This is a genomic window from Pseudarthrobacter sp. BRE9 (genome assembly GCF_031844305.1).
Classification (GTDB): Bacteria; Actinomycetota; Actinomycetes; order Actinomycetales; family Micrococcaceae; genus Arthrobacter.
The window spans coordinates 1-1339 of sequence record NZ_JAUZUY010000022.1 but is presented as its reverse complement, the minus strand read 5'-3'; the positions used below and the strand labels follow the sequence as shown (position 1 = coordinate 1339).

Below are 1339 nucleotides of genomic sequence, written 5' to 3'. Positions count from 1 at the left end.
ATCGCCGGTGCGCTGGAAGCCGAACATGGAGTAGAACACGTAGACCGGGACCAGGGGCACGCCGTGGGTGGCGTAGGAGGTTCCGGCGGCGGTGAAGGCTGCGACGGCGCCGGCTTCGTTGATGCCGGGGTGGATCAGCTGCCCGGCGGGGGATTCCTTGTAGGCCAGGACCAGGTCGCGGTCCACGGAGAGGTAGTTCTGGCCGCCCGGGTTGTAGATCTTCGCGGTCGGGAAGAACGCATCCATGCCGAAGGTCCTCGATTCATCCGGAACAATGGGCACAATCCGGTGCCCGAACTTTTTGTCCCTGATCAGGTCCTTCAGCAATCGGACAAACGCCATGGTGGTGGCGGCCTGCTGCTTGCCCGTGCCGCGCTTGGCCACCTCGTAGGACTTCGCCTCGGGCAGTTCAATCGCCTGGTGGGCTGCACGGCGCTCCGGTACGGACCCGCCCAACGCCCTCCGTCGTTCGAGGAGATAGGCGATCTCGGGCGCATCGAAACCCGGGTGGTAATAGGGCGGGCGGTAGGGATCGGCGTCCAGCTGCTCGTTTGGAATAGGGATCCGCAGGTAATCCCTGAAGTCCTTGAGGTCCTCGACCGTCAGTTTCTTCATCTGGTGCGTGGCGTTCCTGCCTTCAAACCTCGGGCCCAGGCCGTAGCCCTTGACGGTGTGGGCGATGATGACGGTGGGTTTTCCCTTGAATTCGGTGGCGGCCTTGTAGGCGGCGTAGACCTTGCGGTAGTCGTGGCCGCCGCGTTTGAGGTTCCAGATCTGATCGTCGGTCAGGTCCGCGACGAGGTCTTTGGTCTGCGGGGTTTTGCCGAAGAAGTGTTCGCGGACGAACCCGCCGGATTCGGCTTTGTAGGTCTGGTAGTCCCCGTCCACGGTCTCGTTCATGATCTTCACCAGGGACCCGTCGGTGTCGCGGGTGAGCAGGTCATCCCATTCCCGGCCCCAGACGACCTTGATCACGTTCCAGCCCGCGCCGCGGAAGAACGCTTCGAGTTCCTGCATGATCTTGCCGTTGCCGCGCACCGGCCCGTCCAGGCGCTGGAGGTTGCAGTTGATCACGAAGTTCAGGTTGTCCAGGTTCTCGTTCGCGGCCAGCTGCAGCAGGCCGCGGGACTCGGGCTCGTCCATTTCCCCATCGCCCAGGAACGCCCAGACCTGCTGGTCCGAGGTGTCCTTCAGGCCCCGGTTGTGCAGGTAGCGGTTGTTTTGGGCCTGGTAGATCGCGTTCATCGGCCCGATGCCCATGGACACGGTGGGGAATTCCCAGAAGTGCGGCATCAGCCGCGGGTGCGGGTAGGAGGACAGGGCGTGGCCTTCGCGGGAC

General features: G+C 63.9%; 1 pseudogene. It reads right to left on the bottom strand.

From position 1 onward, the window contains the following. Positions 1-1339: pseudogene (locus Q9R31_RS20090) on the bottom strand (pyruvate dehydrogenase (acetyl-transferring), homodimeric type); the annotation flags it as partial.